At 57.9% G+C, this 20034-nt stretch carries 18 protein-coding genes and 3 tRNA genes; 19 read left to right on the top strand and 2 right to left on the bottom strand.

The genetic code is table 11. From position 1 onward, the window contains the following. The first annotated feature begins 204 nt into the window (after nucleotides 1–204). Genes E1573_RS24690 through E1573_RS24665 form a run of 6 tightly spaced genes read left to right on the top strand, consistent with a single transcriptional unit; the run spans nucleotide 205 to nucleotide 6140 of the window. Nucleotides 205–1299, top strand: a complete 1095-nt coding sequence (locus E1573_RS24690) for an ABC transporter ATP-binding protein (protein ID WP_133217147.1) — start codon at nucleotides 205–207, stop codon at nucleotides 1297–1299. Beyond that, on the top strand, nucleotides 1299–2396 hold the full coding sequence (locus E1573_RS24685) for an ABC transporter ATP-binding protein (RefSeq protein WP_133217146.1): 1098 nt from the start codon (nucleotides 1299–1301) through the stop codon (nucleotides 2394–2396). The genes E1573_RS24690 and E1573_RS24685 overlap by 1 nt, the downstream gene beginning before the upstream one ends. Beyond that, nucleotides 2393–3256: a carbohydrate ABC transporter permease gene (locus tag E1573_RS24680; protein ID WP_133217145.1), complete on the top strand. Its 864-nt coding sequence runs from the start codon at nucleotides 2393–2395 to the stop codon at nucleotides 3254–3256. The genes E1573_RS24685 and E1573_RS24680 overlap by 4 nt, the downstream gene beginning before the upstream one ends. A 9-nt stretch (nucleotides 3257–3265) precedes the next feature. Next, the gene (locus E1573_RS24675; RefSeq protein ID WP_133217144.1) at nucleotides 3266–4066 is read left to right on the top strand and encodes a carbohydrate ABC transporter permease; all 801 of its coding nucleotides are present in this window, start codon (nucleotides 3266–3268) and stop codon (nucleotides 4064–4066) included. A gap of 11 nt (nucleotides 4067–4077) precedes the next feature. Then, entirely contained in the window at nucleotides 4078–4350 is a 273-nt protein-coding gene (locus E1573_RS24670; RefSeq protein WP_133217143.1) for a DUF2160 domain-containing protein, read from the top strand. 50 nt (nucleotides 4351–4400) lie between these two features. Then, complete coding sequence (locus tag E1573_RS24665; protein WP_133217142.1) at nucleotides 4401–6140, top strand: ABC transporter substrate-binding protein; 1740 nt, start codon at nucleotides 4401–4403, stop codon at nucleotides 6138–6140. A 234-nt stretch (nucleotides 6141–6374) separates the two neighbouring features. Here E1573_RS24665 and E1573_RS26810 read toward each other — a convergent pair whose 3' ends face one another. After that, nucleotides 6375–6530 (bottom strand): hypothetical protein, encoded by a 156-nt coding sequence (locus E1573_RS26810; protein WP_165957386.1) that lies wholly within the window; start codon nucleotides 6528–6530, stop codon nucleotides 6375–6377. A 450-nt stretch (nucleotides 6531–6980) separates the two neighbouring features. Then, nucleotides 6981–7835 (bottom strand): bifunctional methylenetetrahydrofolate dehydrogenase/methenyltetrahydrofolate cyclohydrolase FolD, encoded by an 855-nt coding sequence (folD, locus tag E1573_RS24660; RefSeq protein WP_133217141.1) that lies wholly within the window; start codon nucleotides 7833–7835, stop codon nucleotides 6981–6983. 285 nt (nucleotides 7836–8120) lie between these two features. Between folD and E1573_RS24655 the strand changes: the two genes are divergently transcribed. The 13 genes from E1573_RS24655 to E1573_RS24590 all read left to right on the top strand — a co-directional run bounded on the left by E1573_RS24655 (nucleotide 8121) and on the right by E1573_RS24590 (nucleotide 20029). Further along, nucleotides 8121–8197: transfer RNA gene (locus E1573_RS24655), tRNA-Arg, on the top strand. A gap of 41 nt (nucleotides 8198–8238) precedes the next feature. Continuing rightward, nucleotides 8239–8314 (top strand) — tRNA-His (locus E1573_RS24650). A gap of 53 nt (nucleotides 8315–8367) precedes the next feature. Next, nucleotides 8368–8452 (top strand) — tRNA-Leu (locus E1573_RS24645). A 695-nt stretch (nucleotides 8453–9147) separates the two neighbouring features. Beyond that, nucleotides 9148–9594 carry an HIT family protein gene (locus E1573_RS24635; RefSeq protein ID WP_133217140.1) on the top strand — a complete coding sequence of 149 codons (447 nt, stop codon included), beginning with the start codon at nucleotides 9148–9150 and terminating at the stop codon, nucleotides 9592–9594. A gap of 189 nt (nucleotides 9595–9783) precedes the next feature. Then, nucleotides 9784–10560, top strand: a complete 777-nt coding sequence (locus E1573_RS24630) for a hypothetical protein (RefSeq protein ID WP_256659612.1) — start codon at nucleotides 9784–9786, stop codon at nucleotides 10558–10560. A 60-nt stretch (nucleotides 10561–10620) separates the two neighbouring features. Then, nucleotides 10621–10998, top strand: coding sequence for an ester cyclase (locus tag E1573_RS24625; protein ID WP_177494601.1), 378 nt, complete (start codon nucleotides 10621–10623; stop codon nucleotides 10996–10998). A 69-nt stretch (nucleotides 10999–11067) separates the two neighbouring features. Continuing rightward, the gene (locus E1573_RS24620) at nucleotides 11068–11730 is read left to right on the top strand and encodes an iron-containing redox enzyme family protein (protein ID WP_133217138.1); all 663 of its coding nucleotides are present in this window, start codon (nucleotides 11068–11070) and stop codon (nucleotides 11728–11730) included. Nucleotides 11731–11867: 137 nt separating this feature from the next. Beyond that, nucleotides 11868–13700 (top strand): long-chain-acyl-CoA synthetase, encoded by a 1833-nt coding sequence (locus E1573_RS24615; RefSeq protein WP_133217137.1) that lies wholly within the window; start codon nucleotides 11868–11870, stop codon nucleotides 13698–13700. Nucleotides 13701–13982: 282 nt separating this feature from the next. After that, on the top strand, nucleotides 13983–16379 hold the full coding sequence (locus tag E1573_RS24610; RefSeq protein ID WP_133217136.1) for a TonB-dependent receptor: 2397 nt from the start codon (nucleotides 13983–13985) through the stop codon (nucleotides 16377–16379). 12 nt (nucleotides 16380–16391) lie between these two features. Continuing rightward, nucleotides 16392–17330, top strand: coding sequence for a ChaN family lipoprotein (locus tag E1573_RS24605; RefSeq protein ID WP_133217135.1), 939 nt, complete (start codon nucleotides 16392–16394; stop codon nucleotides 17328–17330). Between the two features lie 21 nt (nucleotides 17331–17351). Next, nucleotides 17352–18257: a hemin ABC transporter substrate-binding protein gene (locus tag E1573_RS24600; RefSeq protein ID WP_165957385.1), complete on the top strand. Its 906-nt coding sequence runs from the start codon at nucleotides 17352–17354 to the stop codon at nucleotides 18255–18257. After that, complete coding sequence (locus E1573_RS24595; protein WP_133217133.1) at nucleotides 18254–19264, top strand: iron ABC transporter permease; 1011 nt, start codon at nucleotides 18254–18256, stop codon at nucleotides 19262–19264. Before E1573_RS24600 ends, E1573_RS24595 begins: the two co-directional genes overlap by 4 nt. After that, nucleotides 19265–20029: an ATP-binding cassette domain-containing protein gene (locus tag E1573_RS24590; protein WP_133217132.1), complete on the top strand. Its 765-nt coding sequence runs from the start codon at nucleotides 19265–19267 to the stop codon at nucleotides 20027–20029. It abuts the gene before it with no gap. The last annotated feature ends 5 nt before the right edge of the window (nucleotides 20030–20034 follow it).

Genomic DNA, 20034 nt, shown 5'->3' with positions numbered 1-20034 from the left:
TTGTTCAGTCCTGTTCATTGTCAATGTCAGGGCTGTTCAGGTGTTCAGCGCTGACTGTTCATTTCTGTTCAGTGGCGAACTGTTGCACGCAGTGAAAAAGGAAAAAAACAAGCCGGATCAATCGCTTGTCGATGGCGCGCAGCGCTGGCACGAATCTGGCCTTACAGCCAGTGCCTGCCTGACAACACCGATAAAGGCCGCCGCATGTCGCTAACCTTGGAGCACGTCAGCCGTACCGTCGACAACCAGCGCTGGATTGTCGATGCCAGCCTCAGCTTCGAGCCGGGTTCGTTCAACGTCTTGCTCGGCCGCACCTTGTCGGGCAAAACCAGCCTGATGCGCTTGATGGCCGGGCTGGACCGTCCCGATCAGGGGCGGGTGCTGATGAATGGAGAAGATGTCACCGGCAAGCCCGTGCGCCAGCGCAACGTCTCGATGGTGTACCAGCAGTTCATCAATTACCCGACCTTGAGTGTGTTCGAAAACATCGCCTCGCCGTTGCGTCAGGCGCGTATGGGTGAGGAAGAAATCCGCCATAAGGTGCATCAGACCGCGCAGATGCTGCGCATCGAACCTTTCTTGCAGCGCCTTCCCCTGGAGCTCTCCGGTGGCCAGCAACAACGAACGGCAATGGCCCGGGCACTGGTCAAGGATGCCGAGTTGATCCTGTTCGACGAACCGTTGGTCAACCTCGACTACAAACTGCGCGAAGAACTGCGCCAGGAAATGCGTGAACTGTTCGCCGCCCGCCATTGCATTGCCGTGTATGCCACCACCGAACCCAATGAGGCCTTGGCCTTGGGCGGCACCACTACCATTGTGCATGAGGGCCGCATTGTGCAAAGCGGTGTGACCGCGCAGGTCTATCATCAGCCCGGGAGCGTACTGGCGGCCGAGCTGTTCTCCGAGCCGCCGATCAACCTGATCGCCGGGCGCATCAGTGGCAATGAAGTGAGTTTTGCCGGGGCCGTGCACTTTGCCATGAACGCCGACCTGCGCCGTATCGGTGACGGCGACTACCGCTTCGGTGTGCGGCCCAGTCATATCAGCCTGGTGCCGTCCAACGACGATGACCTGGAGCTGGCCGTGCTGGTCGAGTTGGCGGAAATCAGCGGCTCAGAAACCTTCCTGCATGTGCGCAACGAGCATTTTCGTCTGATCTTGCACCTGTTCGGTGTGCACGAGTACCACGTCGATGCGCCGATTCGAGTGTTCATTCCGACCCACAAGCTGTTTGTCTTCGACAGTACCGGGCAGTTGGTACAAGCGCCGGGTGTACGCGAAGTGAGGGAGGCGTGATGGCTGAGATTCGCCTGCAGCAACTGGCCCACAGCTACAGCCGCAACCCGGCCAGCGTGAACGATTACGCCTTGCGTGAGTTGGAACACGTTTGGGCGCAGGGTGGTGCCTACGCCTTGCTCGGCCCTTCGGGTTGCGGCAAATCGACCTTGCTCAACATCATTTCCGGTTTGCTCAGCCCCTCCCACGGCCAGGTGTTGTTCGATGGCAAAGTGGTGAATGAACTGTCGCCACAGGCGCGCAACATTGCTCAGGTGTTCCAGTTCCCGGTGGTGTACGACACCATGACGGTGTTCGATAACCTCGCCTTTCCCTTGCGCAACCAGGGCATGGACGAGGCGCGGGTGCGCAGCAAAGTGGAAGAAATCGCCGAGGTTCTCGATCTTGGTACGGCGTTGCGTCGAAAGGCCCGTAACCTCAGTGCCGATGAGAAGCAAAAAGTCTCGATGGGCCGCGGGCTGGTACGTGATGACGTGTCGGCGATTCTGTTCGACGAGCCGCTGACGGTGATTGACCCGCACCTGAAGTGGAAGCTGCGGCGCAAGCTCAAGCAGATTCACGAGCAGTTCAACATCACCATGATCTACGTGACCCACGACCAGCTGGAGGCCTCGACCTTCGCTGACAAGATCGCGGTGATGTACGGCGGGCAGATCGTCCAGTTCGGTACGCCGCGAGAGTTGTTCGAGCGGCCGCGGCACACCTTTGTCGGTTATTTCATCGGCAGCCCCGGCATGAACCTGATCGATGTTCAGTTGCAGCCGGGCGGTGTCGGGTTCGCCGGTGTGCACCTGTCGCTACCCGAAGCACTGCAGGCGCAGTTGGCCCGCACACCGACAGCGCGCCTGCAGGTGGGAATTCGCCCGGAGTTCGTGCAGGTGCGTGAAGCGCCCTTCGATGACGCCTTCAGCGCCCAGGTGGTGGATATCGAAGACTTGGGTACCTACCGGATTCTGACCGTAGCGTTGCAGGGAGTGGCGCTCAAAGTGCGACTGGGGGAAGACCGTACGCTCCCCGCAGAGCAGGCCTGGATCAGCTTTCCTGCGCAGTGGCTGATGGTCTATGCCGACGACGAGTTGGTGGAGGTCGGGCCATGAACAAGGTGCCCAATAACAAGGCGTGGTGGTTGGTGCTGCCGGTGTTTCTATTGGTGGCCTTCAGCGCCGTGATACCGATGATGACCGTGGTCAATTACTCGGTGCAGGACATTTTCGACCAGTCCAGCCGCTATTTCGTCGGTGCCGACTGGTATCGCCAGGTGCTGCAGGACCCACGCCTGCACGACTCGTTATTGCGTCAGTTCATCTATTCCGCTTGCGTACTGCTGATCGAAATTCCGTTAGGCATCGCCATCGCCCTGACCATGCCGACCAAGGGGCGCTGGTCGTCGCTGTGCCTGATCGTCATGGCGATTCCGCTGCTGATTCCCTGGAACGTGGTTGGCACTATCTGGCAGATTTTCGGGCGTGCCGACATCGGTTTGCTCGGCGCCTCTCTCAATCAACTGGGCCTTAACTATAACTACGCCGCCAACACCATGGATGCCTGGGTCACGGTGCTGGTGATGGATGTCTGGCACTGGACTTCGCTGGTGGCACTGCTGTGTTACTCGGGCTTGCGGGCCATTCCGGATGTCTACTATCAGGCCGCGCGTATCGATCGCGCCTCTGCCTGGGCGGTGTTTCGCCACATCCAACTGCCGAAAATGAAGAACGTGCTGCTGATCGCGGTAATGCTGCGCTTCATGGACAGCTTCATGATCTACACCGAGCCGTTTGTACTGACTGGCGGCGGGCCGGGCAATGCCACCACCTTCCTTAGCCAGACCTTGACGCAGATGGCGGTGGGGCAGTTCGACCTCGGCCCGGCGGCGGCATTTTCGCTGGTGTACTTCCTGATCATCCTGCTGGTGTCGTGGCTGTTCTACACCGCCATGACCCATGCCGACAAAGACTAGGAGGCGGCCATGAACCCCCGCAAAACGCTGCCCTTGCTGCTGTACATTCTGTTTTTGCTGGTGCCGATCTACTGGCTGCTGAACATGTCGTTCAAGAGCAACACCGAGATACTCGGCGGCCTGACCCTGTGGCCGCAGCATTTCACCTTCGACAACTACCGGGTCATTTTCACCGACCCTAGCTGGTACACCGGCTACATCAACTCGCTGTACTACGTGTGCCTGAATACGGTGATTTCCCTGAGTGTGGCCTTGCCCGCTGCCTATGCGTTCTCGCGTTACCGCTTTCTCGGAGACAAGCACCTGTTCTTCTGGCTGCTGACCAACCGCATGGCACCGCCTGCAGTGTTTTTGCTGCCGTTCTTTCAGCTGTATTCCTCCATCGGCCTGTTCGACACCCACATCGCCGTGGCCCTGGCGCACTGCCTGTTCAACGTGCCATTGGCGGTGTGGATTCTCGAAGGGTTCATGTCCGGGGTGCCCAAGGAAATCGATGAAACCGCCTACATCGACGGCTACAGCTTCCCGCGTTTTTTCATCAAGATTTTCGTGCCGCTGATTGGCTCGGGCATCGGCGTCACGGCGTTTTTCTGCTTCATGTTCTCTTGGGTCGAACTGCTGCTGGCGCGCACCCTGACCTCGGTGAGTGCCAAACCGATTGCGGCGGTGATGACCCGCACGGTGTCGGCCTCGGGTATCGACTGGGGGGTGTTGGCCGCAGCCGGCGTACTGACGATTCTGCCAGGCATGTTGGTGATCTGGTTTGTCCGTAATCATGTGGCGAAGGGCTTTGCCCTGGGCCGGGTGTAAGGAGGCAGCATATGGAATGGATGGCCTGGACTCTGCCGACAGCGCTGTTTTTCGCCGTCATCGGTGTATTGCTGGTGGGCATGACCCTGTTTGAAGTGCGCCGACCGTGTGTTGAACGACGCGGCTTTCTGCCGATTGCCACCACCCGTGGCGATCGTTTGTTCATCGGGCTTCTGGTCAGTGCGTACCTGCATCTGCTGGTGATCGGCGCCAGCGACTGGAGTCTCTGGGTGGCCTCGCTGCTGTCGGTGGTGTGGCTGTTGGTGGTGATGCGCTGGGGTTAGCCGAACGGGTTCGGTCAGGCTCCATGGGAATACTCAATCGGGAGATCACGATGTTCGACAACAACAAAAACCGGCGACATTTGACCCTGGCCGCTTTGCTGGTGCTGGGCAGTTTCCACGCCAACGCCTGGGCAGACGCCTATGAAGACGCGGCGAAGAAGTGGATCGATAGCGAGTTCAAACCCTCGACCCTGACCCCGGAGCAGCAACTGGAGGAATTGAAGTGGTTCATCAAAGCCTCTGAGCCGTTTCGCGGCATGAAGATCAACGTGGTGTCGGAAACCATTGCCACCCACGAATATGAATCGAAAGTCCTGGCCAAGGCGTTCAGTGAAATCACCGGGATCAAACTGACCCACGACCTGCTGCAGGAGGGCGATGTGGTTGAAAAACTGCAAACGCAAATGCAGTCAGACAAAAATATCTACGACGGCTGGGTCAACGACTCGGACCTGATCGGTACGCACTTTCGCTATGGCAAGACGGAATCGATCACCGACTTGATGGCCAATGAAGGCAAGGACTACACCTCACCAACCCTGGACCTGAAAGACTTTATCGGTATTTCCTTCACCACCGCACCCGACGGCAAGGTCTACCAATTGCCGGATCAGCAGTTCGCCAACCTCTACTGGTTTCGCGCCGACTGGTTCGACAGGCCCGACCTGAAAGCCAAGTTCAAGGAAAAGTACGGCTACGAGCTGGGGGTACCGGTCAACTGGTCGGCGTATGAAGACATCGCCAAATTCTTCAGCGAAGACGTCAAGGAAATCGATGGCAAGCGCGTCTATGGGCACATGGACTACGGCAAGAAAGATCCGTCGCTGGGCTGGCGCTTTACCGATGCCTGGTTCTCCATGGCTGGTGGCGGCGACAAGGGCTTGCCCAACGGCTTGCCCGTGGATGAGTGGGGTATTCGTGTTGAAGATTGCCACCCTGTGGGCTCCAGCGTTACCCGTGGTGGCGACACCAACGGCCCGGCGGCGGTGTATGCGACGCAGAAGTACGTCGATTGGATGCGCGCCTACGCACCACCGGAAGCTCAGGGCATGACTTTCTCCGAGTCGGGGCCGGTGCCGTCGCAGGGCAACATTGCTCAGCAGATCTTCTGGTATACCGCCTTTACCGCCGACATGACCAAGCCGGGGTTGCCAGTGATGAACGCTGATGGCACGCCGAAATGGCGCATGGCGCCGTCGCCTAAAGGGCCGTACTGGGAAGAGGGCATGAAGCTCGGCTACCAGGATGCCGGCTCGTGGACGTTCCTCAAATCGACCCCGGAGAAACAGCGCCTGGCGGCCTGGCTGTACGCCCAGTTCGTAACCTCCAAGACCGTCTCGCTGAAAAAGACCATCGTTGGCCTGACGCCGATTCGCGAGTCGGACATCAACTCCCAAGCCATGACGGACCTTGCGCCCAAACTGGGTGGGTTGGTGGAGTTCTACCGCAGCCCGGCGCGCGTGCAATGGACCCCGACCGGCACCAACGTACCGGACTACCCGCGGCTGGCGCAGTTGTGGTGGAGCCATATTGCCGAAGCGGCCAGCGGCGAGAAAACCCCGCAAGAAGCGCTGGATGGACTGGCCCGCGATCAGGACAAAATCCTCGAACGGCTGGAGCGCTCCAAGGCTCAAGCTACCTGTGCACCGAAGCTCAATCCGGAGCGAGATGCCCAGTACTGGTTTGACCAGCCGGGTGCACCGAAGCCGAAACTGGCAAACGAAAAGCCCAAAGGCGAAACCGTGAGCTACAGCGAACTGCTCAAATCGTGGGAGTCAGCGCGCAAATAGCACACACCACACACCCTCTCTTTGTGGGAGCGGGCTTGCCCCGCGATTGCGATGAGCCTGACACACCGCAATCGCGGGGCAAGCCCGCTCCCACCGTTGCTGCGAAAAGCGTCAAGTCACAGAAAAATCCGCTGTACCCCACCCCCATCCAGCACCGCATCGATCAGCGCTCGCGCTGTTTCGATGTGCTGGCCGGCACCCGAAACCAAGGAGCGGTCATTGAGGGTGAGGTGATCAAGCGCATCGCAACAGCTGACAGGCATGTAGCAGCGCCTCTTCGGCGGGAATGCCGGCGCGGATGTTGAACATGTGGTTGGTGCCGAAGGGGGTGTTGGCCGTGGAGGCGTTGGAGAGATCGAGACCAGGTGGATCGGGGACGATTTTTTTCATGATTGCCCTCAAGTTATGAAGCAACCACGCGTTGCTGCTAAACAAAGGGTGGCAGCTGTACGCGGGTTAGCAGACCGGTAACTCGAGGAACCCGGCGCACCCGAAGGCGCCCCACGTACAACCGCCATAGAGCGTTGTGCCGTCGACATCGAGTTATGAGCCGGACTGCTAAATCCGATCACTGGATTTTCCAGTGACGGCAGCAGCCTAGGCCCATGCAGACTACGGCACAAAAGCGCAACGGCGCCGGCAGTATGATTCAGAGCCGTCTGACAGAAAACGCCTACCGGGTTGAGATTTGTCGCAGATTTTTATCGCGGGGCAAGCCCGCTCCCACAAGCACAACCTCACCCCCCAGTGGGAGCGGGCTTGCCCCGCGATCTATCTAAAACCAGGCACAAAAAAACGGCACCTTCACAGATGCCGTTTTTTTGCTCCAGCGTTCACACCTTACTTATGCAACTCTTCCGCCGCATACAACGTGTTTTCCAGCAGGCAAGCACGGGTCATCGGGCCAACGCCACCCGGAACCGGGGTGATCCAGCCAGCGCGGGGCAGGGCGGTCTCATAGACCACATCGCCAACCAGCTTGCCATCTTCCTGACGGTTGATACCGACGTCGATGACAATCGCGCCTTCCTTGATCCACTCGCCTTTGACCAGGCCAGGCTTGCCAGCAGCCACCACAACCAGGTCAGCGCGGCCAACGTGGCCGGCCAGGTCTTTGGTGAAGCGGTGGGTCACGGTCACGGTGCAACCGGCCAGCAACAGCTCCATTGCCATCGGACGGCCAACAATGTTCGAAGCACCGACTACCACAGCATTCATGCCGTACAGGTCCTGACCGGTGCTTTCCAGCAGGGTCATGATGCCTTTAGGTGTGCACGGGCGCAGCAGCGGGATACGTTGAGCCAGACGCCCGACGTTATAAGGATGGAAACCATCGACATCTTTGTCCGGGCGAATACGCTCGAGCAGCAGCGATGCATCCAGATGAGCCGGCAGTGGCAACTGCAACAGGATGCCGTCGACGTTCGCATCGTCATTGAGGCGATCGATCAGGTCGGTCAGGGCCTGCTGAGTCGTCTCGCTCGGCAGGTCGAACGCCTGGGAGATAAAGCCGACTTCTTCACAATCCTTGCGCTTGTGCGAAACATAGACTTGAGAAGCGGGGTCGGTGCCAACCAGGATCACCGCCAGGCCTGGAGTACGCAGGCCTTGCTGGCGACGCTCCTCAACACGTTGGGCGATCTGCTTGCGCAGGTTGGCGGCGATCGCCTTACCGTCAATAAGGTGTGCAGTCATGTCGCGTGATTAACCATCGAGAGGGAATAAAAAGAGCGCGTATTCTCGCATGAAGGGGGCCGAGGGCAAAGGCGCTTGGTCCGGCCATTTCCCTAACCCCTTAAATAAAATGAATTTTTTTCAAAAAAGAGTTGACGACCTAACCACTCGTCTATAACATTCGTCGCACTTGTCGGGCAGAGCCTAGCACTGGTTAGCAAGGTCAGGCAGAATGAGCGGATTTGGTAGCTTGTTCGGTACGGCTAAAAGTTAATTTGTAATCGTAACAGAAAGCAGATTAAATATGCGCCCGTAGCTCAGCTGGATAGAGCATCCGCCTTCTAAGCGGATGGTCGCAGGTTCGAGTCCTGCCGGGTGCGCCAATAGGCAGCTTAGGCACAAGTAAAGCGGTAAATGCAATATGGTGGGCGTAGCTCAGTTGGTAGAGCACAGGATTGTGACTCCTGTTGTCGTGGGTTCGATCCCCATCGTCCACCCCATATTCCAAAAGGCGCCCGATGAAAATCCGGCGCCTTTGCTTTAAAAGCTTCACGCGGACGTGGTGAAATTGGTAGACACACTGGATTTAGGTTCCAGCGGCGCAAGCTGTAAGAGTTCGAGTCTCTTCGTCCGCACCATCCAAGCTTTCACGGCCCTTCGCTGAAGTGCATGAAAGCCTCGAAAAAGCCGCCTAGTGCGGCTTTTTTCGTTTCTGGGGTTTCGCCCCGTTTCTCCCTCTTTACGAAATTTCTAGTGCATTACCCAGTACGCGCCGAATTCGATTTTTGCGGTACTAAATGCCGCTTACTGACACGGTCGTCAGGCAGTCTACGCAAAGGCCAATTGAGTCAGCCTAGCGATACTGACCTCAGTGGCTTCATCCGCGTTCGTGCAACCAATTTCGAAGAAGCCAAGGAAATGCTTGCCGGCAACCCAGTCTATGCGGCTGGTGGGGCGGTAGAAATTCGAGCGCTTCTCCGCACGTCGATGCCAGGGCTTGAATCGTAACGCTCGCTTGGCCGGTTATTGTCTCTCGCGAAGAGCAGGGGTCGACCCGAAGTGGCCCTCCGACGGGCCAACAACACGGCCCACACGGCCGCACAAAGGGCAGATACAAAAAATAACCTTAGGAAAACTAATTTAAATCAACCTATTAGGTGTTTTCTCGAGTTCAGATACAAAAAATTTCAAAACTCCCGTTTACAGGGGTGAAATGCCAAGGGTAGTTTCATCCTCAAGCTGTGCGGTCTACTGCAATGGAATGCAGCCTGTAGCAACCCGGAGTTTCATGCCTCCGCCGGGTTTGCACCTACTACAATAGAGGGAGCTAATCGTGAACTGCATATTCTGTGCAATCGCCAAGAATGAAGCACCGGCTGCCGTTGTCTACGAAGACGAGCAGTGCCTAGCCTTTCTCTCCATCCAGCCGATTACTCCTGGCCATGTCCTGGTCATTCCCAAGGCCCACGCAAGCGGCCTGGGTGATATCCCTCCTCAAACCTGTGGCCACATGATGCGTGTGGGTCAACGGGTGGCGGCCGCCCTGCGTGAAAGCGGCTTGAGCCTCAATGAACACTCCTGCGAAGGTATCAACCTGCTGCTATGCGATGGCGCTGTGGCCGGGCAGACCGTGGGCCACGCCCACCTGCATGTACTGGCCCGCTTTGTCGGTGACGGTTTCAACCTGGGTCATGCGGACCTTCCACTCGCTACGCGGCAAATGCTGGGCGAGCGCGCAGAGCAGATCCGTCGAGCCTTGGCCTCGCTGCCACCGGTTTAACTGCAAGTCGCTTTAGTTTAAAGGCACGCCCGCGATAAGAGGGGTGCGTGCTTTGCTGTGCGCAATAAGCAAACCATAAACGTGTAGGCATCTACGCAAGGAGGCGAAGCTATGTCTTGTGCTGTGGAAACTTAGGTCGTGCGCTGGGCTGAGTTGACTACTACAGATCACAATAAGAAGGGAACTCTCATGCCGTCACTCGCAAGTAATAAGGCTGCCGTGCCTTCGGCAAATATGCAGTTGGTAAAGGATGATTCGTTCGGTTCGGCAATCTACAGTTTCTATGATTCAGTACTTCAAGACTTATGCCAATCTGACAAGGTAAACGTCAGACAAGTGGTTACGCCAGCGCAGTTTCTCGAACTGTCTCGTGCCCGCAGCCGGTTGTATGGGCAGCGAAAGGTTTACTACAAGACGTTGTTTGGTAACGCGATCGACGACACTGTATGCCTGGATGACTACGACTCACGTTCCTACGTGTTTGCGTTTTATTATGATGGTGAAATTATCGGCACCCAGCGTATTACACCTTTCCCTCATGAGTCGGGCGAGTTTATCAGCCATGAACAACTGGTGCGGTTCTCCGGGCCTAACTACGAGACTGAGTGCGTCGAACTCTCTCGACTCATTGTCGACAAGCATTCCCCGGTAAAGAACGTGGTCAACGGATTGGCGATGACCGGCGCCTCGCTGGTCGCCCTGGAAGGCGGCTACAAAACCTTCATCACCTACGTAAAGCCACGGCTTGCGCCGAAGTTCGACAGCTTCGTCTTTGATCAGGACGGTATCTTCTTTCAGATCAAAGCCCGCGGTGATCACTACTACGCCCTGTACAAAGGCGATCTGATGCCGTCGGTCACGCCCTTCTTCGGTCTGCAAAGCTGCCCTGCAGATCTGAAGAACATTGATGACTTGATTCGCTACACCTTGGCCGCCCGTACCGCGAGGCAGTCACTGGCGGGATGAACATCCAAAAAACAACGACAACATTGAGGTTGATCCAAGATGGAAGCCAGGAACAAAGAAGTGGTCATCGAGTTTTACGAACGCATGTTTTGCCAGCGGGAACTGGCGGTCGCCGATACGTTGATTGCCACAGATTATGTACAACACAATAACGTATTTATTCCACCGCGCCGCGAAGGCTTCAAAACCTACTTTACGCAGTTCTTCAAAACATTCCCCGAGTCGGGTGCCAGCATTGAACGGGTATGCGCTGAAGGTGATTATGTCTTCTTGTATGCCAAACACTGGGCCAAGCACAGGTTCTTCACGGTGAATTACAAGGTAATTGATATCTATCGTGTGGAAAACGGTGTGCTGATGGAACACTGGGACACTATCGAAGGCCTTGGGTTCTTCTCCAAGTTCATCTACATCATAAAGTCCGTACTGCGCCTGTAAGTCCGTGTTCGCTTGATATTATAAAAAGTGTCATAAAAGATTTATCAACCCGTCAAGGAAGAGAGTGAAATGACTGAAGTGACCGCGTTTCGCAAAGAGTTGAAAGCCGTCTGTGATGCCGAATGGGAAAAGATCAAGGCCGGCCGCTTTTTCCAGATGATGAAGCGCCCCGAGTTGCAGCGTGACCTCTACATCAAGTCGATTGTTCAGGTGTATCACTACACCAAGAACAACGCGATCAACCAGGCGGTGGCGTGCTGGAACCAGGACCATAAAAAGGTCGGCCTGCTGCGTTTTGCGATGAAGCATGCGCTGGAAGAACTGGGTCATGAAAACATGGCGTACAACGACCTGATCGCCATTGGTGTCGACAAGTCCGAGTTCGATAAGCCGATGTTGCCGGCCACAGAGGCGTTCTATGGCTACCTGGATTTTGTCTCTGTGTGCCGCGGCATCATTCCACGGCTGGGCTACAGCTTCTGGGCCGAGGACTGCTACGAGCACCTTGAGCCGTTGATGGATGTCTGCAAGAACCATCTCAAGCTGACCGACCAACAACTCACCTTCTTTGTCGCCCACGCGATCATCGACGAGAAACACTCCGAGCAAGTCAACGCAGCCATCGACCGCTGGGTCGTGACCGACGAAGAAAAAGAGTCGGTCAAGCAAGTCGCACGCACCACGGTTTACTTGATGGGCAAGATCCTCGAGTCGGTCGCCGACGAGTTCTGAGGCCTGGCAACAGGCGTCCTCGCGCACCCCGCTGCGCGAGGACTTTTTACATGGCGTGCAAAACAGTAAACACATTCGGCTGGTCGTGGCGCTTGTCCAATCGCCTGGCTGCCACGGTCAATTCACCAGGAGGCGACATGAGTAGCAATAGCGACATGATTACCTGGGGCATGATGCTGCGCAAAATCCCCGTGATCGCCCAGGCCATTCCTCGGCTCGTCAGGGGAATCAAAGTTTCCAAGCTCAAGGTCGATCAGCCCTGCGGCCTGGGGTGGGCCTTCGAACACGCGGTTACGCGTAACCCTCAAGGGCCGGCGTTGCTCTACAGGGACAATCGTTTCAGTTATGAACAGGTCAACCAGTGGGCCAACCGTTTCGCCCATTACCTGCTTGATCGTGGGCTGAAAAAAGGCGATGTGATCGGCATATTTATTGAAAATCGCCCGGAATTGCTGGTCAGTGTGCTGGCGGTCAGCAAGATCGGCGGTATCTGCGCCATGCTCAACACCTCGCAGACCAACAACGTCCTGATCCACAGTTTGAGCCTGGTCAATCCCTCGGCGATTATCGTCGGCGAAGAGTTGGTGCCATCCTATGACGCGGTGCGTAACGAGGTTGCCATTGATGAGCTGAGCACGTTCTTCCTGGCTGACACCGACACCACTCGCGATGCGGGCGTCGCGCCCGAGGGTTACATCAACCTGACCCGTGCCAGCGAAGCGCACTCCGCTGTCAATCCGGTGACCACCCAGCAGGTCTACCTGGACGACGCCTGCTTCTATATCTACACCTCCGGCACCACCGGTTTGCCCAAGGCCGGGGTGTTCAAGCATGGGCGCTGGATGAAAGTCTACGGTAGCTTTGGCATGATCGCCCTGGATATGCGCCCCGATGACATCGTCTATTGCACCTTGCCGCTCTATCACGGCACCGGGCTGTGCGTGAGCTGGGGCTCGGCATTGGCCGGCGCCTCGGGTTTCGCCATCCGCCGCAAATTCAGCGCCAGCCAGTTCTGGAATGACACACGCAAGTTCAAGGCCACCACCATTTGCTACGTCGGTGAATTGTGTCGCTACCTGATCGACCAGCCTCCGGCCGGCAACGATGGCGACAACCCGGTGGTGAAAATGATTGGCAACGGCCTGCGCCCGGGCGCGTGGATCGACTTCAAGAGACGCTTCAACATCGAGCGGGTCTGCGAGTTTTATGCCGCCAGTGATGGCAACATCGGCTTTAGCAACATCCTCAACTTCGAAAACACCATCGGCTTTGCCATCAACGCCTGGTCGCTGGTGGAGTACGAGCACGACACTGGCGAGCCGCGGCGCAGCGCGAACGGTTTCATGCAGAAAGTCGGCAAGGGTGGCCAAGGCTTGTTGCTGGCCAAGATCGACGACGACGCCCCATTCGACGGTTACACCGATCCGGAGAAGAGCAAAAAGGTGGTGCTGTACGACGTTTTCGAAAAGGGTGATCGCTACTTCAACAGCGGCGACCTGATTCGCGATATCGGCTTTGGCCACGCCCAATTCGTCGACCGCTTAGGGGACACCTTCCGCTGGAAAGGCGAAAACGTCTCCACTACCGAAGTCGAAAACATCATGGTGCAACACCCCCACATCGCCGAAGCCGTGGCCTACGGTGTAGAAATCAAGAACACCAACGGTCGCGCCGGGATGGCTGCCATCACCCCATCGGTCCCGCTGGAGCAACTGGATTTTTGCGACCTGCTGCGCTTCGTCAAAAACCATATGCCACATTACGCGGTGCCGATGTTCCTGCGCATCAAGACCTGCATGGAAACCACCGGCACGTTCAAATACCAGAAAACCAAGCTAAGGACCGAAGCCTTCGACCCCAGCCAAGCTGGCGAAGACCCGGTCTACGCTTGGCTACCGGGCACCGAAACCTACGTGCGCGTGACTGAACAGGTGCTGCAGGACATTCATGGCGGCAAGTTCCGCTACTGAAGGGCACCTGCGCGAGCGTCAATCCACCAGGCCGAGCAAATGCGTAATGCTGCTCGCTCAAGCGGAGCAGCCTTACGTGCCCTGGTATCCCCGTCGTAGCACTTCGCTCGTCCTCTGGCGAACTGTATTTTTCCAACATTGATGCAGACCCTGCCGTTCAGTCGTCAGGCAAATCATTGCTTTGCGATAGATATGTAAAAGATTCTGATTTAGATTTCCCTTTTTCATCTGCTCACGTGACCTCTCTAGTAACACCGACATTCACCGTCTAGGGAGCTTCAAGTGAACCGCACGCAGTTGGCCACCGTTCGGGGTGCGCATCACAATAAAAACGGATTGGCCCGCAGCGCGTTGACTGCGGCACTGTTGGCGGCTGGCTGTGTGGGTTGGTCGATGGCCCAAGCGGTCGAAACCAGTGTTCATCAGGCGCCTGCGCGTCAGGCCTACAACATTGCAGCCGGGCCGCTGGGGCCGGCGCTGAATGAGCTGGCCACGCGTACCGGCATCATCCTGACCTATGCGCCAGAACTCACCTTGAACCGCACGACCCAAGGCCTTGAGGGTGAGTATTCGGTCAGAGAGGCATTCGACTTGCTGCTCAACGGCACCGGCTTGTGGATCGAGCGCATGAAGGATCGCAGCTATGTCTTGCGGGTCAATGCCCGTAGTGATGCAGCGATGGAAGTCGGGGCGACGATGGTCAATGCTCAGGCGGACCGGCCGGGAGCCATTCAAAGCAGTCGCGATGCGCATGTCGAGCGTCAGGACTTGAATAGCCTGGTACGGTCGATGCCGGGCACCTACACCTTGCATTCGCGCAGCCAGCCAGGCATTTCGGTGAACATTCGCGGGTTGGCTGGCTATGGTCGGGTCAACACCATGATCGACGGGGTCACCCAGACTTTCCGTAACAACGCCGGTCACGGTTCGGGCGGGCCGATGGCCTTTGTTGACCCTAACCTGGTAGCCGGGGTCGATATTCAGCGCGGTTCGGTGGACGGGGCTGAAGGCGCCAACACATTGGGTGGTAGCGCCAACTTCCGCACCTTCGAAATTGATGACATCGTCAAGCCGGATCACCGCGTTGGTCTGCGCACTACCTACCGCACCGGCAACAATGGCTATGGCAACACGCGGATGCTGGCAGCGGGTGCGCGCACGCTGCCGGAAGACAGCGAAGGGGTATATGGCGTGGTCGCGGCGGCGAGCAGCACCCAGACCGGCGAATACAAAACCAGTAACGGCCAAAGCAACAGTTATGACACCACCAAGCAGAACCCTCGCTCGGGTTTGTTGAAGGTGCGTCTGCAGCCCAACGACATGCACCGTCTGGACTTGACCGGCGTGCACTATCGCAACGAGTTCTACCACAACTACCCCTGGGAGATGCGTAACGAAACCTACCGCGCCAAGTACGCCTATACCCCGTACAGCGAGTGGCTGAACCTGACGGTTAACGCCTATCAGAACAAGGCCAGGTTGGAATATCCGCCCGTAGAGGATTCCACCTACATTGGCCGTAAAACCCGCGACGATACCCACGGCTTCGATCTGACCAACGTCAGCCGCTTCAATCTGGGTCCGGTGGAAGCCACCTGGAGCAATGGCGGTCGCTATTACACCGATGACTTCGTTGCCCAGACCCCAGAAAAACGTGGCGCCAACCCTGAGGGCAAGCAAGAAGCTCATAGCCTGTTTACCACCCTGGACTTCAGCTACGACATCTATGCGCTGACATTGGCCGCGCACTATGACGGCTATAAAGTCAGCGGCCATGTGCCCAAGTGTTCGATCGTTGGTCAGTGCCTGGACATCGGCGGCGGCAACATCGATGTGACCAGTCGCGACCACAGTTTCAATCCGCGTGTGGGGTTTGCGGTCAAGCCCTATGAGTGGATGCAGCTCTACACCAGTTGGTCGCGCACCTCACGGGCGCCACGGGTACAGGAGATGTTCTTCGAAAAGGTGCCACTTGAAGCCGATGGCAGTGACGCCGATGGCGTCGGCGCCAACCCGTTCCTGCGCCAGGAGCGTTCGACCAACTATGAGTTCGGCTTCAATCTGACCCGCAGCGGCTTGTTGGCTGCCGACGACTACGGGCAGATCAAGGTCAACCGCTTTATCAGCAAGATCGACGGCTACATCACGCCGCAGTCTTTCAACATTCTCGATGACAACGGTGAAGAAGCCACCAAGCTGAACTGGGTCAACTGGCCGGAACAGGTGCGCATGAGCGGCTACGAAATCGAAGGCCGTTACGATGCGGGCTTCTTCTACAGCAACCTGTCCTGGACCCGTGCCACCACCCAGTCACCGACTACCTCAGGGATCGAGCTGGAAGACATCAACGCCCAGCCAGATCGTTATTGGACGCTGGATCTGGGGACTCGTTGGTTCGATGAGCGCTTGGTAATTGGCGCGCGCGGCGAGTATGCCGGCCCCTCCGAGATCAGTTGGGATTACTACGAAACCAAAAAGAGTAAATCGACCGGGGTGATCTGGAACCTGTACGGCAACTACCGGGTGCAGGACAACCTCAGCCTGTTCTTTAACGTCGAAAACGTCGGCAACAAGGTGTACGACAACAGCGCGTCGGTGGATTACCTGATGTCTGCGGTCATGGATCAAGGCAACGGCCGTGGTCGTACGACCTCCTTTGGCTTCACTCTCGAGTACTGACAGGCGCCCTTTATGTTCAAGTCTTCCTTTATATGGCTAGGCCTGGCGCTGTGCGCAGGTTGTGCCAGTTTCAACGCACCAGTGGCCGACAGCAGTTATCGCCAGGTTGAAGCGAGCATTCCGCAGTGGGGTGCGATTGTTGACCTGGCCAGCGGCGAGCAGATCCCGGCCACCCGGCTGCTGAATGAACTGGCAGCTGCCCAGACCGTGATGGTCGGCGAGGTGCATGAAAACCCGGTTCATCATCTGATCGAGCAATGGTTGGCTGCCCGCTTGAACGAGCACAGGCCGCAGGGCGCGGTGGTGCTGGAAATGCTCAGTAGTGACCAGCAACGTTCGGTTGACGAAGTTAAGGCCTGGTTGGCTGAGGGTAATCAGGTCCGCAGCAAGCGCCTCAAACACATCATGCGCTGGGATCAGCGCTGGAGCTGGGCACAGTACGGAGCGTTGGTCGAAGCGTTGATGCATGCACCTGCGCCGTTGTTGGCGGGCAATATTTCGGCGTCGCAGCGCAGCGATTTAATGAATTCGCCTCCTGCCGACGCGGCGGTGTTGTTTGCCAATCCCGCCGTAGCGGCGCAGCAGCGTAAGCAGATCGTTGATATGCATTGCGGACAGATCGATTCGGCACGCCTGGATGCCATGTTGGCTATTCAGGTTGCCCGCGACCAGCGTATGGCCCGCGTGCTGGATAGCGCCCCTGCGCCCCGGCTTTTGTTTGCCGGCACTTTGCACACCTTGAAAAGCCAGGGCGCGCCGCTGTACCTCAAGCAAGGTCCGACGCATGCCGCACTCAAAGTGCTGGTGATGGGCGAGCAGGGGCAGCCGGTAACGCATCAAGATGCTGATTACCTCTGGCTACTACCTGCCCATGACGCCACCGGCACTCCGTTGTCGGGCAGCGCGCCAAGCTGTGGCGAGCTTTCGAATACCGCTGGCAACGGAAGCTGATCAATGACAAGGAAATTACTTATGTCAGCAATGACCGGCGCTGAAGTCGCCGTGCGTGTAGGCGTGGTTCGGCGCCCAGCAGGGCTGTTGAAGAACGCAGTTTTATTCAGTGTGCTATTGCTGGCGGGCAGCTGGTTTTCAATGGCGCAGGCCGAGCCAGCAGACACTTTGGTGATCGGCGCAGACCTGGCAGAAATCGTCGATCAATTGCAGGCTACACCACGCTTGGTGGGGCGAGACGACTCCAGCCATTTTCCCGCGGCCATTGCCCGCTTGCCGTCGGTGGGCTACCTGCGGCAGCTGTCCACCGAGGGCATTCTCAGCCTCAAGCCGCAGCGCGTGTTGATCAGCGATGCGGCGCGACCGGCTATTGTCGTGCGCCAGCTTGAAGCGGTTGGCCTGCAAGTGAACACGGTGGCGCGTGGCAAGTCGATCAACGACATTCCACGCAAGATCGAGCAAGTGGCAGCGGTCATGGGGCGTCAGGCCCAGGCGGCAGCGCTGATAGCCGAACAGCAGGTGCTGGCCACCCGGCTCGCGGCATTACCGCCACTCAACGGACCCAAGGCGCTGTTCATCTTCAATCGCACCGGTATGACGCCCTTGGTCATGGGGCGCGACACAGAGGCCAATAGCGCACTGGAGCAGGCCGGAATCAGCAACAGTGCCCGCTTCAAGGCGTACAAGCAGGTGGCCGGTGAGTCGATGGTGGCCCTGGCGCCTGATTTTGTGATCATCAGCAAGGCCGGCCTTGAAGCGCTCGGTGGTGAAGACAACCTGTGGAAACTCGGTGGCCTGGCGCTGACCCCGGCGGGCCGGGCAAAACGGCTGGTGCAGGTCGATGATCAGGCGTTGCTCAACCTAGGGCCGCGTACGGCTGCAGCCATGCTGCAACTGCGCCAGGATGCCGGAGCTTTGTTCCCATGAGTACGCTGCGTACAACGACGTTACCGACTTTGCTGGTGATGCTGGCAGGGCTGTGTGCCTTGCTGACGCTGTGCTCACTAGTGGGCAGCATTGGCTTGTCGCCGACGATTTTTCTGGGGGTGTTGCCTGCACCGCTGGAGTGGCAGGTGTGGAGTGAAGTACGCCTGCCACGTTTGCTGTTGGCGGTGCTGGTCGGCTCGACGCTGGCGGCCGGCGGTACGGCCATGCAAGGCCTGTTTCGCAATCCGTTGGCCGACCCGACCTTGCTCGGGCAGGCCAGCGGTGCGGGGCTGGCGGTGTCGATCTGGATTGTGCTTTTCAATGGTCGTTTCGCCGGGTTTGAGCTGTACGGGCAGTTCTTCGCCGGCTTTATCGGCGCCTTATTGGTAACCCTGGTGATTTTTCACATCGGACACGGCTATCAGGGCCGTGAATCGACCATCACCCTGTTATTGGCCGGGCTGGTGATCAACACCCTGACCGGCGCCCTGGGCGGCATCCTCACGTACCTGGCCAGTGAAGAGCAGCTTCGTCAGCTAAGCCTGTGGGGCATGGGCAGCCTGAGCAGTGCCGAGTGGTCGACCCTGGGTGTAGCGTGCTTGGTACTGCCGCTGGCGTTGTGGGTGCTGGCCCGTTGCGCAGCTGACCTGGACTTGTTCCAGCTGGGTGAGGTCAGTGCACACGCGGCGGGGCTCGACAGTGAGCGCCTGAAGAATCGCGTGGTGCTGGCCTCATCGCTCGGTGTTGGCTTGTGTGTGGCGCTTACCGGGATTATCGGCTTTATCGGGCTGCTGATACCGCATTGTTTACGCCTGTATTTCGGCCCGGGTCATCGTTTGCTGATACCTGCCTCCATGTTGTGTGGCGCAATTTTGCTGCTGCTTGCCGATACCCTGGCGCGCAGTTTGACCAGCCCGGCGGAGATTCCCGTTGGCTTGGTCACCAGTGTGATCGGTGGTCCGTATTTTCTCTGGCTGTTGTTGGGGCGCAAGGCGCGGGAGTTCTGAATGCTTGAGTTGATCGATATCAGCCTCGACCGGCCATTCGCGCTGGCACCACTGCACGAGCAGATAGAAGCAGGGCAGTTGCTCGGCCTGATTGGCCCTAATGGCGCGGGCAAGAGCACCTTGTTGTCGCTTATCTCGGGGTATTTGCAGCCTGCGCAAGGTGAAGTTCGCCTGCTTGGCCAGCCGTTGCAAGCCTATCGCCCGCAGCAGTTGGCGCGCGCCCGAGCGCTGGTGACGCAGCAGGTTGAAAGCGCTTTCGACTGGCCTGTGCGTGAATTCATTCGCCTGGGGCAGGCACATGCCGGTGAGCCACTTGCCGGCATCATTGAAACCCTGGATATCGGCCATCTGCTTGAGCGGGGTGTGCTGTCGTTGTCCGGGGGGGAGATGCAACGGGTGACGATTGCCCGGGCGATCAACCAGTTGGCGATTGATCCGCTGCGCCTGGAGGATGATCGTCCAGCGTGCCTGCTGTTACTTGATGAGCCTACCAGTGCCCTGGATATTGGCCAGCAGCAGAACCTCATGCGGTTGTTGCGGCGCCTGGCGCGTTCGCCGCGGATTGCGGTGGTCTGTGTGCTGCATGATCTGAACCTGGCGGCGCAATACTGTGACCGGCTGTGGTTACTGGAGCGCGGTCGACTGCGTGCCAGTGGCGCTCCAGCCGAGGTCTTGAGTGCCGACACTATCGCGCAGGTGTTTGCAGCGCAGGTCAGTGTCGTCCATAACCCTGCTCAAGGGGTGCGTATTGAGCTTGCCTTGTAGCCCAC

It is taken from the genome of Pseudomonas sp. H9 (assembly GCF_004353925.1).
Classification (GTDB): Bacteria; Pseudomonadota; Gammaproteobacteria; order Pseudomonadales; family Pseudomonadaceae; genus Aquipseudomonas.
The sequence above is the reverse complement of the archived record's forward strand: the minus strand, read 5'-3'. Positions and strand labels throughout refer to the sequence as shown.

Bases quoted from the DNA above. Each gene is read 5' to 3' on its own strand.
- E1573_RS24690 (WP_133217147.1), top strand. From the start codon at position 205: ATGTCGCTAACCTTGGAGCACGTCAGCCGTACCGTCGACAACCAGCGC.
- E1573_RS24685 (WP_133217146.1), top strand. From the start codon at position 1,299: ATGGCTGAGATTCGCCTGCAGCAACTGGCCCACAGCTACAGCCGCAAC.
- E1573_RS24680 (WP_133217145.1), top strand. From the start codon at position 2,393: ATGAACAAGGTGCCCAATAACAAGGCGTGGTGGTTGGTGCTGCCGGTG.
- E1573_RS24675 (WP_133217144.1), top strand. From the start codon at position 3,266: ATGAACCCCCGCAAAACGCTGCCCTTGCTGCTGTACATTCTGTTTTTG.
- E1573_RS24670 (WP_133217143.1), top strand. From the start codon at position 4,078: ATGGAATGGATGGCCTGGACTCTGCCGACAGCGCTGTTTTTCGCCGTC.
- E1573_RS24665 (WP_133217142.1), top strand. From the start codon at position 4,401: ATGTTCGACAACAACAAAAACCGGCGACATTTGACCCTGGCCGCTTTG.
- E1573_RS26810 (WP_165957386.1), bottom strand. From the start codon at position 6,530: ATGAAAAAAATCGTCCCCGATCCACCTGGTCTCGATCTCTCCAACGCC.
- folD (WP_133217141.1), bottom strand. From the start codon at position 7,835: ATGACTGCACACCTTATTGACGGTAAGGCGATCGCCGCCAACCTGCGC.
- E1573_RS24630 (WP_256659612.1), top strand. From the start codon at position 9,784: ATGCCGTCACTCGCAAGTAATAAGGCTGCCGTGCCTTCGGCAAATATG.
- E1573_RS24620 (WP_133217138.1), top strand. From the start codon at position 11,068: ATGACTGAAGTGACCGCGTTTCGCAAAGAGTTGAAAGCCGTCTGTGAT.
- E1573_RS24615 (WP_133217137.1), top strand. From the start codon at position 11,868: ATGAGTAGCAATAGCGACATGATTACCTGGGGCATGATGCTGCGCAAA.
- E1573_RS24605 (WP_133217135.1), top strand. From the start codon at position 16,392: ATGTTCAAGTCTTCCTTTATATGGCTAGGCCTGGCGCTGTGCGCAGGT.
- E1573_RS24600 (WP_165957385.1), top strand. From the start codon at position 17,352: ATGTCAGCAATGACCGGCGCTGAAGTCGCCGTGCGTGTAGGCGTGGTT.
- E1573_RS24595 (WP_133217133.1), top strand. From the start codon at position 18,254: ATGAGTACGCTGCGTACAACGACGTTACCGACTTTGCTGGTGATGCTG.
- E1573_RS24590 (WP_133217132.1), top strand. From the start codon at position 19,265: ATGCTTGAGTTGATCGATATCAGCCTCGACCGGCCATTCGCGCTGGCA.